The sequence below is a fragment of the Eudoraea algarum genome (assembly GCF_050589645.1).
GTDB lineage: Bacteria > Bacteroidota > Bacteroidia > Flavobacteriales > Flavobacteriaceae > JBNGOQ01.
This window is the reverse complement of sequence record NZ_JBNGOQ010000004.1, coordinates 568198-584475: the sequence shown is the minus strand read 5'-3', so window position 1 is coordinate 584475 and position 16278 is coordinate 568198. Positions and strand designations below refer to the sequence as shown.

Here is a 16278-nt window from a genome sequence, read left to right as displayed (position 1 = left end):
CCATGGAACTACTGAAGTTCGTACCTATTAAACTCACCCTTTTCCTGGTGCTCGGTATTTTGTTGGGCGATTTCCTGGACCTCCCTCCTTTTTTTTCACTTCTTTGGGTAATGGGCTCCCTGATCGGACTTACTGCCTTGTTCTTGGGAAGAAACAACACCGATTCCCTTTATTTTGGTGTACTTACCATGGCTGTTGCCATAGGGCTGGGTATGCTCTCCATTTCCCTATCCAAACCCAAAAACCATACGGATCATTATAAGCAGAGGAATTTTAAGGGTACGCACCAATGGCATATCAAAATCCAGGAAGTGATGAAATCCAACACCTTTTCGGACCGCTACATTGCTACGGTACGTCACTTGGATCAACACAGGACCTCTGGGAAATTGTTACTGACCTTGTCCAAGGAAAGGAAGCTCAGGGTAGATGACGAACTGCTCACCCATGCCCAGGTATTGGAAATAAAACCTCCGTTAAACCCTGGTCAGTTCAATTACAAAAACTATCTGGAAAATTTAGGGGTGTATCACCAAATGCGACCGGATAAGGAACAGTACCTTGTTCTTGAGCACCCCTCCCAAACTTTATATGGTCTTGCGGCCTCCACACGGGACCAAATCGTTTCAAAATTGCGAAAGTCCCATTTTGACGATAGGGAGTTAAGCATCATCCAAGCGCTCCTTTTGGGACAGCGCCAAGATATAGACCCAGCCACCTACGACACTTATAAAAAAGCGGGTGCCGTGCACATTTTGGCGGTATCGGGACTCCATATCGGTGTCATACTATGGCTGTTACAGCTGCTATTAAGCCCCTTGGAACGCTTACCCAAGGGAAAAACTATAAAACTCCTGGCCGTGGTGGTTCTTCTTTGGGCCTTTGCCCTCCTTGCAGGCCTATCTGCTTCCGTTATCAGGGCTGTTGGCATGTTCTCCTTTGTGGCTTACGCCTTGTACTTAAATAGACCGGCCAACACCTTTAACATCATGGCCCTGTCCATGTTCTTTATACTATTGGTCTTTGACCCCGCCCTGCTGTTCCAGGTGGGTTTTCAGATGAGCTATGCCGCCGTATTCGCCGTGGTTTGGATCTATCCGCTGTTCCAAAAATTCTGGCGGCCCAAAACCTGGTTCTTGCGAAAGGGCTGGCAATTGCTTTCGGTAAGTATGGCGGCCCAATTGGGGGTGTTTCCCATTAGCCTGCTCTACTTTCATCAGTTTCCGGGCCTGTTTTTTATCTCCAATCTTTTGCTAGTGCCCTTTTTGGGGGCCTTGTTGGGCATAGGGATTTTGATCATCGTTCTGGCATTGTTCAATAGGCTTCCGGATTTTTTGGCTATGGCCTACAATGTTTTGATCCATAGTATGAACGAACTCATCGCATGGATAGCCGGGCAGGAGGCCTTCCTTTTTAAAGCAATCCCCTTTGATGGCACTCAGTTTGTTCTCAGCTATTGCATTATAATCACCTTGGTACGGTGTACGATTCGATCAAACTTCCGTAGGATAGCCCTCTTTTTAGTGGCCATTTGCTGTTTTCAAGGCTGGACACTGCACACCAACCACCGTACGGGGCAAAAGGAGGTTTTCCTAGTGGCACATCAAACCAAAAATACCGTGCTATGGCATCAACAAGGGCATAAGCTCCTGGTGTATGGTACAGATCGGGAAGCAGTAAAAAAGGTCGTAGCTACCTACCAGATAGCCAACCGTATCGCTACCGTTAACTACGATGCGGTGGCGGCGATGTATTGGCTGTGTAACGAGCGTCTTTTTATCATGGACAGTCAGGGCCACTATCCCCCACCTAGGGCAAAACCGCACTACGTTCTGCTGACCCAGTCTCCAAAAATACATTTGGAACGTTTTATCGACTCCGTAAAACCAGAACTAATCATTGCGGACGGTAGTAACTATCATAGTTATATTGACCGATGGAAACGGACCTGCATACAAAAAAAACTCCCTTTCCACTACACGGGCGAAAAGGGAGTGTATTTTTTTCGATGGGACGATTAGTGAACCTTACCCATCAGGCGTTTCATCAATGGAGAAAATAATAATACCACAGCACCTGCAGCAAAGGAATATTTTGCAATAAGACTGAAACCATCCAGATATACATCCAGGGTTTCCAAACCACCCACATTGCTATCCGTACTCTCTATGGCCAATTGCTTGGAAATAAACCCTACGATTTGAAAGGCGTAAGCCGAGGAGAGAAACCAGATGCCCATCATAAAGGCTACGATGCGTTTGGGTGAGAGATCCGTAATTTTTGACAGTCCCACGGGAGACATAAACAACTCTCCAACGGAAATGATAAAATATAACCACAACAGATATGAAAAAGGCACCATGCCGTTTTCATCGGCACTACCTCCGCTTTGTGAAACCACATAAAAACTAATCCCAGCCAAAATTAGACCCATACCAAATTTATAGGGTGTACGAGGATTAAGATTCTTTTTGGAAAGAAAAGTCCAGAGTAAAGACACCGGTATGGCCAATATGAATATAAAAAGGGAATTCAATGAATTGGTCTGACTGGCATTGATCAGGGATAGATTAACGTTTCGCTCTGCAAACAAGGTGATTACACTTCCGTGCAGTTCGTGAAAGCCCCAAAAAATGGTCATGAAAAAGGTAATCAGAATGGCCATAAACAACTTCTTCCGTTCATCCAAAGTGGCCTTATACATAACATAGGCCATGTAGACTAAAATCATTAGTCCGATTACCTTAAATATAACATTCACAATGTTTTGATCTTCCAGCCAAGTTCCTTCTTCTCCAAGCGATTTGTATGAGTAAAGCAGGAAAGCAATCAATGGTGCCGCCAAAAATGATAAAATAGGAATAAGGGTTTTTTGAGGAATGCCCCATACCTTCTTCTCATAGATTTCCATGCTTGGTGGGAGGCCTCTATCACCAAAGACATTTTTTTTGATCCCGCTCCAGAAGAACATCAAGCCTGTCAGCATTCCAATTCCAGCAAGACCAAAACCATAATGCCACCCATAGGTCTCACCCAACCAACCACAAAGTAAAGGTGCGGCAAAACCTCCTATATTGATTCCCATATAGAAAATGGTAAATCCAACATCCTTTTTTGGGTCTCCGTGTTTATACAGTGTTCCTACAAAAGTGGAAATATTGGGTTTAAAAAATCCGTTACCGACTACTATAAATGCCAAAGCAAGAAAAAAAGTTACATTGTTTTCAATGGCCAGTACAAAATGGCCCAAGGACATGAGAATACCTCCCAGAAAAATGGATTGGCGCATCCCTAATATTTTATCCGATATACGGCCTCCGATTACCGTAGAGGCGTATACCAGGGAACCGTAGGAGGCATAAACAGCAGCAGCAGCATAATCACGCTCCACCAAAGCTTCAAAAATAACTTTGACCATGTAAAGGGTAAGCAATGCCCGCATGCCATAGAAGCTAAAGCGTTCCCATAATTCGGCAAAAAACAAATAAAATAAGCCCTTGGGGTGCCCAAAGAGTTGTTTCTCCTCGGGTAATTGGGATGTGGTTTCCATATGTTAAAAGTTTAGTTTGTTATCTGGTTTAGCCCTTAATCATAACCTTAGGGGGCACATTGCTCTTTTCGGGTCGTTGATCACCCAGGTTTTTATGAATAAAGTCGGTCATTTTTGTAAAAAGGTGCAATCGGGTATTTCCGCCGTAAATACCATGGTTTTTGTCGGGATAGACCAGCCATTCAAATTGCTTATTGGCCTGCACCAGTGCTTCGATCATTCGCATGGTATTCTGCACATGTACGTTGTCGTCCCCTGAACCGTGGATCAACAAGTATTTACCCTTTAAGAGTTCGGGGTAGTTGAGCGGGGAGTTTTCGTCATAACCGCTTGGATTTTCCTGGGGCGTTTGCATGTACCGTTCCGTGTAGATGGTATCATAAAATCGCCAGGAGGTCACGGGTGCCACGGCAATGGCCATTTCAAAAACATCGTTTCCCTTTAGCAAGCTGTTGGTAGCCATGAAACCGCCATAGCTCCATCCCCAAATCCCGGTCCTGTCCTCATCTATATAGCTCAGGGCACTCAACTTTTCAGCAGCTGCTATTTGATCTTCCACCTCATATTTTCCCAATTCCTTTTGGGTCAGTTTTTTAAAGTCGCGCCCTTTAAAACCGGTACCCCTACCGTCAACGCAGGCAATAATGTAACCTTCTGAGGCCAGCATCTGGTACCAATAATCGTTGGCGCCCATCCATCGGTTGGCCACCTGCTGGGATCCCGGTCCGCTGTACTGGTACATTAAGAGCGGATACTTTTTGGAAGGGTCAAAGTCCTTGGGCTTGATCATCCACATGTTTAGATCATTGCCGTTGACCGAAATGGTAGAAAATTCCTTGGGACTTAGCTCGTACCCCGTCAGCTTTTCCTTAAGCGGGCCATTATCGGTAATATTTTTTAATTTCTTGCCTGTGGAGGCATTGTGTAGCGTATATTCAGGAGGCATGGTTGCGCTTGAAAAGGTGTTGATAAAATAGGTGAAGTCGCTACTAAAGGCCGCCGAGTTTCTCCCATTGTTTGCGGCCAGGCTCTTTTTGTTATTCCCCTTCTTATTCACACTATATACACCGCGATTAATGGAACCGCTTTCCGTGGATTGGTAATAGACCCTGTCCTGGTTTTGATCATAGCCGTAATAATCGGTCACTTCCCATTCCCCCTTTGTAATCTGATTTTTTAGGTTTCCATCCCTGTCGTACAGATAAATATGGTTGTACCCATCTTTCTCACTGGTCCATATGAAGCTGTCATCGGCCAAAAAGGTAAGATTATCGGTCACATCCACATAGGCCTCATCCGTATCCTCCAAAATTAGGGATACCGAATTGTCCTTGGCGTTCACCGCGTGTAGTTTAAGGCTGTTCTGATGACGGTTCGTGGTCTGAACACTCAAGAAATCGGGACGATTCATCCATTTGATCCGGGGAATATAATAGGGATTGCCCAAATCTACATTGGATATGTCGCCGCTCTTTACATCATACATATGTAGGGATACCGTTGCATTTTCCTCCCCGGCCTTAGGGTATTTGAACACGTGTGGACTTTGGTAGAGGCCCTGGCCATATACATCCATGGAAAACTCGGGAACATTGGTCTCATCAAAGCGGAGAAAAGCAATTTTAGATCCATTGGCGTTCCAGGCAAAGGCCCTTACAAAGGCGAATTCCTCCTCGTAGACCCAATCGGTCACCCCATTGATTATTTTGTTTTTCACCCCGTCCTTGCTTATCTGTTTGGTTTCCTTGGAGGCGATATCAAAAATATATATGTTGTTTTCCCGGACATACGCCACCTGTTCGTTGTTGGGTGATAGGCTTGGCTCCTGGATTTTAAGGTCGGAAATCTTCACCACCTCCTTGCTCTCAACGTCATAGATATAATAGATGCCCAAGCGGGACCGTCTAAAAATCGGTTCTACCTCGGTGGCCAACAATATTTTGGATTCATCGGCACTAAATTCATAGGAACTGAACAAGGGTACGTTTTCGGCGCTGGAGGAAACCACAGTCCCGGTTCGCTCCAAGGTCTTATAATCATAGATATCTATGGCGCTTGTTCCAGCGGCTCCGTTCGTGTTTAAAACGGTATACTGTTTGCCGTTTTCCATTGATCGGAGCACTTCCATGCCCCGGGTCCTAAAGGCACCACTCCAAATTTCTTCTAAGCTTATTTGTTTTTGCTGTGCTTCGATGCCGGTGAAGTACGTAAGTAGGAAAAGTACGAGAAAGGCTGTTTTTTTCATATTGTATTTTGCAATGTTTAAAATCTTCCAAGTTTACTAATTATTTAACAGAAAAGTAAACTTTCGTTCCAAATTGTTACAAGATCCGTGCCTTTTAACATCCGGCCGGGCTGCTTTAGCGATTATTTGCTTTGTGCTATCTTTGAAAGTAGAAACCCAGACCATATGATCGCTCCTATTGAAGGATTTTCCAAGCTTACCAAAGCAGAAAAGATAGATTGGATCGCTGCCAATTACACAGATAATCCCCCGGTCACCAAAAACATCCTGCAACGCTATTGGAATTCGGATAACCAGCTTCAAAAATTGCATGACGAGTTTATCGAGAATACCCTGACAAACTATTACCTTCCTTTGGGTATCGCACCCAATTTTCTAATCAATGGCAATTTGTACGCCATTCCCATGGCAATAGAGGAAAGTTCCGTGGTAGCGGCGGCCAGCAAGGCAGCCAAATTTTGGTTGGACAGGGGCGGATTTAAGGCCAGTGTACTTGGGACCGAAAAAATTGGGCAGGTACACTTTATGTTCCGAGGAGATACTAAAAAATTGGAAAAGTTCTTTGTTACGGTCAAGCCGCAGTTGATAGCGGATGCCCGACCGATTACCAAGAACATGGAAAAACGTGGCGGGGGCATCCGCGATATTGTCCTACGGAATAGGACGGACCAAATGGCGGACTATTATCAGCTGCATTGCACTTTTGACACACTGGATGCCATGGGGGCCAATTTTATAAACTCCTGTTTGGAACAGTTTGCCAGAACATTAAAAACGGAGGCACTAAAAGTCGACTACTTTTCCGAGGCCGAAAAAAATGTGGAGGTGGTCATGAGTATTCTCTCCAACTATGTCCCCAACTGCTTGGTCAGGGCGGAAGTGAGTTGTCCTCTGGCCGATTTAAACGAAGATCCGGCTATAGCTCCTGAGGAACTTGCCCGTAAAATGGTACGGGCCGTGGCCATTGCCAAGACCGAGCCGTACAGGGCCGTTACCCACAACAAAGGCATTATGAACGGTGTTGATGCCGTGGTCCTGGCCACGGGAAACGATTTTAGGGCGGTAGAGGCCGGGGTACATGCTTATGCCTCCAGATCGGGCAACTATACCAGTCTCACCCATGCCGAGATAAAGGACGATCGGTTCAGGTTTTGGATAGAGATTCCGTTGGCCCTGGGAACGGTTGGGGGACTTACCAAACTGCATCCCCTGGTAAAACTGGCCCTGGACATTCTACAGCGACCTTCTGCCCAAGAGTTAATGCAAATTGTTGCCGTAGCGGGTTTAGCACAAAATTTTGCGGCCCTTCGTTCCTTGGTAACCACCGGTATACAGCAGGGGCATATGAAAATGCATTTGCTCAACATCCTGAATCAAATGGGGGCCACAGCCTCCGAGAAAGCCATCCTTATAGACCATTTTAAGAACGATACGGCTACCCATAGTGCCGTGGTAGATGCATTTCATAAACTTAGGGACCACTAATGGTGCAGGAATTCTACAGCAACGGAAAACTGCTGTTGTCCGGGGAGTATGCTATCCTGGATGGCGCCTACGGATGGGCCGTTCCCACGAAGTACGGGCAATACCTAAAGGTAACAGATAATGATACGGGCCGCTTGTCCTGGAAAAGTTTGGACCACAAGGGGAAGCCTTGGTTCCATGCCGTTTATGATATTGAGCGTCTCAATGAAATTTCCTGTTCCGATAAAAAGCTATCCCACAGGTTGCTGCAAATTCTCTCGGAAGCAAAAGTATTGAACCCGGATTTCCTATCGGGAGATAAAGGCTGCACCATAGAAACCCGTTTGACCTTTCCCAGAAACTGGGGTCTGGGCACTTCCTCCACCCTGATCAACAATATTGCCTGCTGGGCCAAGGTAGATCCCTATCGATTACTAGCGGGAACGTTTGGCGGTAGCGGGTATGACATTGCTGCGGCCCTGCACAATACCCCGATACTGTACCATATTGACAAAGGGCATCCCAAAGTACGGGAAATAGCGTTCCATCCCCAGTTCAAGGAGGGGCTCTTTTTTGTCTATTTGAACAAGAAAAGAAACAGTAGGGAGGCCATTTCCGAATACAGGACACGCCAATTGGATAAAACGGAATTGGTGCACCGCATTAGCCAGATTACCGAAAAACTTGTTGCTACTCAAAGTATCGATGATTTTATGCAACTCATATCCCAACACGAACATTTGTTATCCGGGGCACTGGGCGTGCAAACCATTAAGGCAGAGCTGTTCCCCGATTACGTGGGTGCCATTAAAAGTTTGGGGGCCTGGGGCGGTGATTTTGTGCTGGCCGTTGGCCCAGGTGAAGAAACCCTGGCCTATTTTAAGGGCAAGGGATTTGATACTGTGATTCCGTATTCCGAAATGGTGCTAGCTTAAATGTTTCCCCAGGTGGGCGAAAAGAAAAGGGGCTATCTGAAAAGTACTTAGATGTCTGTTCGAGCGTCCGCCTCCCGAAGTCTCGTGCGGAGGACGCTCGATGAGACAATTTTCAGTTTGAATACCTTTCAGACCGCCTGGCTGTTCTAACTTAAGACAAGTGTCTTAATAAAACGTAGCCCTGTTATCCTCAATGTCGGATTCTTCCTTAAGTGCGTTGTACACGGCAGAACTTACCCTGTTGGCCTCGGAGGATCTCAGGTTTTGGGCATAAGTGCTGTAGTTATCCAATTTAGGGCCTTCTTCCTTTTTGGTAACGGTCAGCATAAAGATGCCATTTTCTCCCTCGATCAAAGCAGAAGTTTCCCCTTCTTGCAAAGAGAACGCCGTACCAACCACCAGGGGTTCCCTGCCCGATCCTGGAATCGTCGGGGATTTAACCGTTAGAGCAGAGGCCGTGGCCACGGAAATATTGTTGTCCTTACCGAAAGCATCGAGCGATTTTCCGGTATTGGCCGCAATGATCTGGGCCGCCTTGCGCTCTTTCCTTATGAGGGGAAGCACGGTAGCGGAAGCGTCCTCAACAGACTTAACGCCTTCGCGGTGTTGCCCGGTCAGCTGTACAACAGCATAACCGTTGTTGATGTTGAAACGCTTAATGTCGCCAAGCTCGGTATCGTTATTAAACGCCCATTGTACAATACTGCGCTGGGCGGAAAGACCTGGCAAATTTTCGTCCATGGTCTTTATTTTGTTCACGGGCCGTACGGCGTATTCGCTTTCCTTGGCCAAATCGGCAAACGATTTTTCCGAAGAAGTAGTGCTCATTTCAAATTTTGTAGCATCGGTAAACAGCGTATTGATGGTTTCCTCCGAGGGTTCAATCTCTCTTACCAGGGTCGCTATCTTAACGATATCCTGCTTGTCATCAACCTTTACAATGTGATAGCCAAACTCGGTCTCTACAAGATCTATGGTGTTCACAGGGTTCCCAAAGGCAAAATCGTTGAATTTATCGGTCATGACACCTTCTTGAAAATACCCTAGATCACCTCCCCTAGGAGCAGAAGGACCATCGGAATTATCACGTGCCAGTTGTGTAAAAATAGCACCTTCCTTTTTCGCTTCCTTTAGAAGTTCCTCGGCCTTTTTTTCGGCATCTTCCTTGCTTCTCTTAATTGCCGGATTGGCACGTTCCGCACCCTCCCAAGTAATTAAAATATGACTTGCCTTCACTGTTCCATTCACCTTTCGGTCTATCATCCTGGACACCTTAAAGGCTTCACCGTCCTTATACGGGCCAAAAAGCTCACCCACCTTTAGGGAAAGAAGGCTATCGGCAAACTTTACCGGAAGATCTTTCTTGGCCTTGTAAATGGTATCGAACTTAACATCCGAATTCCGGTCAAGAAAGGCCGCCACATCGGTGGTGGTCCTAAAACCTGGAATGGTGTCGGTAGTATCCCTTTCCTCAAAATATTCAACGGAATCATCCAACAAGTTGGTAATTTGCGTCCTAATGGCCGCCTCGTCTTCGGTAGAGGGCTTTTCCTCAAAATACACGAACTGGATGTCCCTGGCCTGCTCCTGCTTGTAATCGTCCTTATGGGCCTCAATATAGGCTTTAATGTCTTCCTTGGTCACGGTGACCGCACTGTCGGGTACCGAGGTGTAGGGTACGCGTACAAAACGAATGTCTACCTTGTCATTGGCCAACTTATAATCCAACTCCCCTTCCTTCAGGGTAGCCCCCACGCCAGCTTTGATCAAATTAAAATAGGTCTGCTCCTTAGCGCTCTGTATAATCCTTGCTTCGTCCTGAAGCCAAAGTTGGTATTGTGAAGGATTGTTTACACTGAGATCTGCAATGAAATCCCTGAATTTGGATTCGTCAAAGACGCCACTTTCATTTAGAAATTGCGGGCTTTGTGCGTAGGCCGGATTGGATTTGATAAAATTTATAATTTGATCTTGCTCAATATCGATGCCCAAATTTTCGAACTGCTGTCCCAAAATGGCATTTCTGACCTCTTGGTCCCAAACGGTATTGACCAATTGCATGGAGCTAGTATTGGGGCCAAATTGTCGTGAAACTGCTTCTATCTTTTGTCTGAACTGGTCGATGGAAATTTCATCCCCGTTGATCTCCGCCACTGTGGAACCCACTTTTCCCCCACCAAAATCATTGCTCGTAAATATCCCGGATATAACGAATGCAAAAAGGGCCATACCAATGATCAAGATCAAGATAGTGGTCCGTTTTCTAATATTCTCTAAAATTGCCATGCTATGGATTGTTTAAAATCAGTTTGCGAAATTACCATTTTCTTTCTTCTATTTAAAATTTTTGCCTTACAAAAATTAGGGGAAACACCTATACGGCCGCCCTTGGCATTCCAACGGCTCGGATTTTGCCTCCCGACATATTTTAGGTGCCCGATCAAAAATTGCAAGCTACGTATAATGAGAAAGGAAACCCAAGCATACCGGGAGCAAGAATCTATTCCTTTTCCAACACCCTGAGCTTCACCAAATCGATCTTGGTGCTAGAAACCTCCAATACGGTGAATACAAAATTGGCGACCCTGATTTCCGTATCCTGTTCGGGTATTTCCCCGGTCTCGTTGACGATTAGGCCGCCCAGGGTCTCGTACTCCTCACTGTCCGGAAGTTCCAATTTGTAGTTTTCGTTCACATAATCCACTTCCATCCTGGCCGAAAAGGTATAAGTGCTGTGATCCAACTGCTTCTCGTGAAGGTCCGTAGAATCGTGTTCATCCTCGATTTCCCCAAAGAGTTCCTCCACGATATCCTCTACGGTCATAATACCCGAGGTTCCCCCATACTCGTCCAGTACCACGGCAATACTCTTCCTTTTTTTGGTGAGTACATTTAATATGTCGTGGATCAACATGGTTTCTGGAACGAACTCCACCGGCCGCAAAATACTTTTTATGCTCTTGGGCTTTCTAAAGAGTTCATAGGAATGTACATACCCTATGATATTGTCAATTGTGCCCTTATAGATCAGGATCTTTGAATATCCGGTGTCTGTAAATAACTTGGTGAGGTTTTTTGTGGTTTCATGGATTTCCACCGCGGTAATCTCGGTACGTGGCACCATGACCTCCCTGGCCTTTACCTCGGTAAACTCAAGGGCATTCTGAAAGATCTGTATCTCGGAATCTACCTCGTCCTCTTCCTCTACCGTTTCCATTTGTTCCGTAATATAGTCGCCCAGTTCCATTTTGCTAAAGGCCAATTGCACCTCATCACCGTCGGTTTTGAAAAAGGTCTTCAGGATAAAGTCTGACACCTTGATCACAAATTCGGAAATGACCCAAAACAAGAGGTAAAAAAAATAGGCGGGTATGGCCAGTACCTTTAGCAGTGTATTGGAATAGATCTGAAATAGGACCTTGGGCAAAAATTCGGCCGTTAGTAAAATGATCAGTGTGGAAATCAGTGTTTGTGACAACAGGCTGAAGTCGGTGAGCAGTGCGTTGATCAGCCCATTGGAGGTGGGCAGCATGCTTGTAAACCAGGCCATTAGAAGATCGCCCATAAAAAGGCCGTAGACCACCAGGGCAATATTGTTGCCAATGAGCATGGTGGCTATGAATTTTGATGGCTTTTTCGTTAACAGACCCAGGATGTTGGCCAAAAAACCTTCCTGTTTCTTCTCTATTTCGATATGGATCTTGTTGGCGGATACAAATGCGATTTCCATGCCCGAAAAGAAGGCCGACAATAGGAGGGAAATACCTATAATGAGCAGGGAGGTTTCCAAGGTCATTGTTGGTTTTTGCGCTTCTGGAACCTTTTTCTATAATTTCTCCGAAAGAAGAACATGCCCAGGGAAACCACGGCAAAGAAAATAAACAAATATGCGCTGGAGCGATCTGATGTCCAATCGGTATAGACCCTATGCAGGGAGAACACAAAAACGGCCAGGTACAGGTATTCGGTATATCTTAAAATCTTTATCATGTTACTCCTCTTTTATCGTCATTAGCCCATAGGTCTTATGCGCGTTGAAAAAACTAAAGTCCTTGTTGAAGTCCATCCCTTCCCCGTCCATCAAGGTACCATCTTCGGGATTGGTGAACCTAAATTTTTGTTGGGTAAATATCCATTCATTGGTCCTGTCCCAATACAATTGTGGGGCTTCCAATTTCTTCCCGTCGTGGCTTTCCAGGACCACATTGCCGCGCAAATCTATCAAATTTGTAGCAGAATAAATAATGCCATAGTCAGCCTTGACGACACTTTTCCGATTCTCCTCATCAAAGAAATCGACCTGCAGGCCATTGGGAAAAGTTCTGTAGGGGAACCGCAGATTGTCAAAGTCTTCACTTATAGGGCTGGTCAAAACTGCAATGACCCTGGAATCTTTAAGTTCCTCGGTCCCCAAGGCCTCATCCACCTCGGTATAGGTAAGGGTAAAATTTTGGGCCACCCCCTGAGGGAAAATAGTTGCAGGTGCCTCGTCCCCTACACGCTGGTAGGTGTCTTTGCAGCCTAAAAAAAACATTGCCATAGAAAATACTATGGCAATGCGCTTGAACTTATTTCTAAAATACAATATCATCTTATAGTGCAGGAACCTTTACACTGCCTCCTACCCAGCAACTGAAGGTTACGGTCTGTCCTGCCTTCCCAGAATTAAAAATATCTGTTTTGGAAGGTGCCTTGGCACTGTAGCTGGCTGCCGTCTGGCGGGCCCTACCACTTAAGGAAGGATCTACCCTACCGGCCTTTCTGGCCATGTCCGCGGCTTTCCAATATACGGCGCGCTTCTCAAAAGGTGTACTGCCACATTGGTTGGCACTGCCTGCATATAACCCGGCTATCAGCAAATAAGCCTTTCCGTTGGACGAGTTGGCATTGATCGCCTTTTGGGCATAGCTCCTGGCAGTTGACTTACTGCCCCTTCTATATATGGTAGCGATCTTGTACAGGATGTTCGATTTTTTATATGAGTCGGTCTCCAATTCCACCGCCTTGTTGAAATCTGCCACGGCGCCTTGTGTATTGCCGGCTTTTTGCTTTAACAGGCCTAGGTAGAAAAAGGTGTCCGAAGAGGGATCAAGCGCGTTTTGCGCCTCCACCAGATCCACAAACAAGGGATCTTCCGTACATTCCTTGCTGAACATACGTCCTACGGCTCGTTTTACCCAAACCACATCGCCTTTCTTGGCATCAAAATTCTTTTTGTACAAGGGAATCAGGTTGCCACAATCGGCCAGGGCACCCAATTTGGAATCGATACTTCCGGCAATTTTACCGAAAGACTCGGAATTTGTGGTGGCCACTTTTAAACGTCTTTTCTCCTTGGTCGTTAAGGTACCCTCATCTTCCTTGGGCAAAAGTTTTGTAATGATCGAGGTCAGTTTTTTGTTCTCGTCCTCAATTTTTTCGGTTACGTCATCATAGGTATCAAAGACCAATTGAAGGTCTTTGCTTCCTGCCTTGTGAAGATCTACCAAGCTAGAGAAATAAAGGTAAAGCGCCTTAGGGTTTTTAAAATTCACCCGGTCCTCGGTAAAGGCCTTGTGCAACATAATGTAAATCTGCTCATCGGAAGCCATTTTGTTGTCATACTTCATCATCGCCTCATCGATCATCACTACTCCGGGCTTGGCCTTTTTGGGAAAGTACTTTAAGCTATTGTTCCCAAGGGCGATCAAATCACTGATATAGCCTTCCTTCTCTGCTCCCGAGGATTTTGATATTTTATCCTTAAGAATCCTCTTCCCGTAGGCAAAGGTGGCCCAATTCAGTTCAGGACAGGTTTCCAACACCATTTTCCACGGCGTATAGGCCGCGTCATAATTTTTTACTTTCGCATGTTCCGAGAATATGGACAGATTGGTCATGCACTCCGGATTTTGTGCCTGCGCATTTCCTACGCCTATCATCCCGAGCACCGCAATCGCCATTACGTAAAGCTTCTTTTTCATCTTGACTATGTATTTAAAGCGGTTAATGTACTAAATTTTTATCAATTTATTTTTCTTTTTTGGAACCATTTGTCGTTTAAGGACAGTCCCAGGTTCACTTTTAAGTAACTTTCCTCTACCAGATCGGCAGCGGTGGTGCCCCTTCTCCCAAGCTCAAAACCAATGTTGAGATTGGAGAAATTTCCACCCAACGGTAGACCAAGTCCAAAAGTTATGCCAAAATTATTGACCTCTTTATTATTAAGCACCATACCGGTTTTTTCATACCGAACACCGGCCCGGTACGTTATTCTCTTCAAATAGGAAGTAAACGATCCGTATTCTGGAATGTAATATCCTCCAAAGGCCATGGTACTTGCGTCCTGGTATTCCAAGTTATCGATACTGATAAAAGCATTGGTAAAGGAACTCAAGGCCTGAAAGCTGTATTCCCCGCCAAGGAACCATTTCCTTTCCTCCCCAAAACCAAGGCCAAGGGTAGTGGTGGTGGGAATCTTCAGTTCGGTATTTCTCAGGTTCTGTGCATCCAGGTCAATATCGATGACCTCGATATCCTGGCCGTTGGTGATATTAAAGGATCCTATACGCTGAGAATTTTCGGAAGTAAGGTTGGCCTGTGTATTTATCCTCACCGAAGTAAAAAGCGTGTATTTGTCCTTGATCGTTGGGGTGTAATTTGCGGCAAAATTAAAGTCGAGCCCGTTCACCCTGGATTCGCGTCTGTCCGAGGTCCCGAACTGTACGTTTTGTACGGACTGTATTACCCTATTTTCCAGGGTTCCAAAATTGAGGTTGGTTGTAGCCCCAATGGTAAGGTTTTTTGCCAATTGGTATCCCAATGACAGGTATACCCTATTGATACCCCCTTCTCCCCCAAAAACTGTGGTGACCGAGTCTTGGTTTTGATCCACGGTCTCTGCCACAATATTATAGCCCGTGGAGGACAGGGGCAAAATGCCAAAGCCAAGTCCAAAGCCCTTTCCCAAGGGCAGGCCAATGGCCAGGTAGTCCAGATTGGTCACCGAGGTCTTTTCCTCTGTGGTAAAGTCCTTGAGCCGTACTTCCCTATGGGACACACCTACTGTATACGTTGTAAGTTTTAGGTTTCCGTAGGCTGCCGGATTTCTTAGGTTGATATGGATGCTGTCCGCGTAGAGGCCTATCCCGCCCATCATCTGGTTCTCCACCGTGGTGGCCGACCTTAACTCACCAATACCAAAAAAAGAATAAGGAGAAACTGTACCGTCTTGCGCATACGTATTGTATGCAATACAGCATATTATTGCAACTACGAATTTCTTAACCATCTAGCGTTTGTTGTATTCCAGCAAATAATTTAACCCTTCCAGGAGAAAATTGGAATGCGCAAATATGGTATTTTTTAATCGTTTTGACAAAAATTGGGCGTCACCGCCTGTTAAAATAACTGTTAAATCTGTAAAACGCTCTTGATATTGATCTATAACCCCGTCCAATTCACGGCAAAGTCCGTTGATTGCCCCGCTGTGCATGCTATTTTCAGTAGAGTTTCCTATAAAATCCAGCGTGTCCTCGGGCTCCAACAAGGGCAATTTTGAAGTCTGTTCGTGCATGGCCCTATAGCGCATTTGCAAGCCCGGGGAAATGGCCCCGCCCAAATATTCCCCATAGTCGTTGATCATGTCATAGGTAACACAGGTACCGGCGTCAATGACCAAGGTGTTGCCCTTGGGATTGTAATAAAAAGCGGCAGTGGCCAGGGCAATACGATCCACACCCAAGGTCTGGGGCGTGGCATACGAATTTTTAAAGGGTGTTTTGGAGGCATGGCTAAGTTGGTGAACCTCGCAGAAGATGCAGATCATATCTATGGCCCTTTTATCCAGGTAGCCCACGGAGGACACTATGGCACGCCTTATATCCGGGAACCTATCTATAAAGGCCTTGGCCTTTTTTGAAAAATCGGCCAGGGCAATTTTTTCAAAGGAAAGCAGCGCGTTCTTTTCAAAGACGGCGAGCTTTACTGCGGTATTTCCGGCATCGATAATGAGGTTCATGACACAAAGGTCAGGAAATGTAAAAAAACAGCAGCCTTTTTTCCTTTTTTTATTTGTAGTTCCTAAATTTGAAATTATATTTGCA

The 16278-nt window shown here is 45.6% G+C and carries 12 protein-coding genes; 3 read left to right on the top strand and 9 right to left on the bottom strand.

The features are described 5' to 3' along the window. The first annotated feature begins 2 nt into the window (after positions 1-2). Positions 3-2021: a ComEC/Rec2 family competence protein gene (locus ACRD67_RS17750; protein WP_430968568.1), complete on the top strand. Its 2019-nt coding sequence runs from the start codon at positions 3-5 to the stop codon at positions 2019-2021. On the opposite strand, the gene ACRD67_RS17745 is transcribed toward ACRD67_RS17750, so the two are convergent. Together ACRD67_RS17745 and ACRD67_RS17740 are read right to left on the bottom strand one after the other, a co-directional pair. Next, the gene (locus tag ACRD67_RS17745) at positions 2018-3550 is read right to left on the bottom strand and encodes a peptide MFS transporter (RefSeq protein ID WP_430968567.1); all 1533 of its coding nucleotides are present in this window, start codon (positions 3548-3550) and stop codon (positions 2018-2020) included. The genes ACRD67_RS17750 and ACRD67_RS17745 overlap by 4 nt on opposite strands. A 28-nt stretch (positions 3551-3578) precedes the next feature. Next, complete coding sequence (locus ACRD67_RS17740) at positions 3579-5795, bottom strand: S9 family peptidase (RefSeq protein ID WP_430968566.1); 2217 nt, start codon at positions 5793-5795, stop codon at positions 3579-3581. A gap of 165 nt (positions 5796-5960) precedes the next feature. Between ACRD67_RS17740 and ACRD67_RS17735 the strand changes: the two genes are divergently transcribed. Both ACRD67_RS17735 and ACRD67_RS17730 read left to right on the top strand, forming a co-directional pair. After that, complete coding sequence (locus tag ACRD67_RS17735) at positions 5961-7280, top strand: hydroxymethylglutaryl-CoA reductase, degradative (protein WP_430968565.1); 1320 nt, start codon at positions 5961-5963, stop codon at positions 7278-7280. Further along, on the top strand, positions 7280-8194 hold the full coding sequence (locus tag ACRD67_RS17730; RefSeq protein ID WP_430968564.1) for a GYDIA family GHMP kinase: 915 nt from the start codon (positions 7280-7282) through the stop codon (positions 8192-8194). Before ACRD67_RS17735 ends, ACRD67_RS17730 begins: the two co-directional genes overlap by 1 nt. A gap of 165 nt (positions 8195-8359) precedes the next feature. Here the strand turns inward: ACRD67_RS17730 and ACRD67_RS17725 are convergent, their stop codons facing one another. The 7 genes from ACRD67_RS17725 to ACRD67_RS17695 form a co-directional block, all read right to left on the bottom strand. Beyond that, complete coding sequence (locus ACRD67_RS17725) at positions 8360-10480, bottom strand: peptidylprolyl isomerase (RefSeq protein ID WP_430968563.1); 2121 nt, start codon at positions 10478-10480, stop codon at positions 8360-8362. 214 nt (positions 10481-10694) lie between these two features. After that, positions 10695-11990: a hemolysin family protein gene (locus tag ACRD67_RS17720; protein WP_430968562.1), complete on the bottom strand. Its 1296-nt coding sequence runs from the start codon at positions 11988-11990 to the stop codon at positions 10695-10697. Further along, positions 11987-12184 (bottom strand): preprotein translocase subunit YajC, encoded by a 198-nt coding sequence (locus ACRD67_RS17715; protein ID WP_430968561.1) that lies wholly within the window; start codon positions 12182-12184, stop codon positions 11987-11989. Before ACRD67_RS17715 ends, ACRD67_RS17720 begins: the two co-directional genes overlap by 4 nt. Position 12185: 1 nt before the next feature. Next, a complete protein-coding gene (gene lptC / locus ACRD67_RS17710) occupies positions 12186-12734 on the bottom strand; it encodes an LPS export ABC transporter periplasmic protein LptC (protein WP_430968560.1) in 549 nt (182 codons plus the stop codon). A gap of 52 nt (positions 12735-12786) precedes the next feature. Continuing rightward, on the bottom strand, positions 12787-14157 hold the full coding sequence (locus tag ACRD67_RS17705; protein WP_430968559.1) for a hypothetical protein: 1371 nt from the start codon (positions 14155-14157) through the stop codon (positions 12787-12789). 41 nt (positions 14158-14198) lie between these two features. Continuing rightward, positions 14199-15464 carry a BamG family beta-barrel-assembly machinery protein gene (gene bamG / locus ACRD67_RS17700; RefSeq protein ID WP_430968558.1) on the bottom strand — a complete coding sequence of 422 codons (1266 nt, stop codon included), beginning with the start codon at positions 15462-15464 and terminating at the stop codon, positions 14199-14201. Beyond that, complete coding sequence (locus ACRD67_RS17695; RefSeq protein ID WP_430968557.1) at positions 15465-16193, bottom strand: type III pantothenate kinase; 729 nt, start codon at positions 16191-16193, stop codon at positions 15465-15467. Positions 16194-16278: the final 85 nt, after the last annotated feature.